Consider the following 510-nt stretch of genomic DNA (forward strand, 5'->3'; position numbering starts at 1 on the left):
GTGTTTTCTTTTGCAATTGCTTTGAAAATTCCTTCTAGTGATAATCCATTTGTTGCAAGAGTTGCCATATATCCTATAAAATGGGGTAACTCTTCAGTGAGTTTTGAAGACCTATTTGTTACATTGATTGCTGGGATAGTTTGTAATACAAAAAAAGTAATTTGCCCCAATCCTGCCCCACTCAATATTGGTAAAAGAACAGCAAACGCTGCAGGCTGAATATTCACAAAAATTGTAACTATAACGCCAATAATGCCACCGGCCATAGCTGATATGAGGCTAAAAAACACCATACTGCACACATAAACATCAAATGGAATTGGGATCATTGCTTCTTTGAGGTTTTTTTCTAATCCAGTTAATCTTGGAAATAAAAATTGAATATGAGCATTTAGTAATTTATAACCAAAAATATGGATTGAACTTGATTCATTTTTTTTAAAATTTACTTTCTTTTTAGATAGATCTTTGTTAATACTTCTCATATTAAATCACTAACCTTTTCTTTTC

Annotated in this window: 1 protein-coding gene; it reads right to left on the reverse strand. The window is 31.6% G+C overall.

Annotated features, from left to right (window positions below; genetic code table 11):
• Positions 1 to 485, reverse strand: a 485-nt coding sequence (locus V3W49_RS23145) for a hypothetical protein (protein WP_500148337.1), incomplete at its 3' end; no start/stop codon positions are given.
• Between the last annotated feature and the right edge of the window lie 25 nt (positions 486 to 510).

The organism is Rosenbergiella sp. YN46 (assembly GCF_036620675.1).
GTDB lineage: Bacteria > Pseudomonadota > Gammaproteobacteria > Enterobacterales > Enterobacteriaceae > Jejubacter.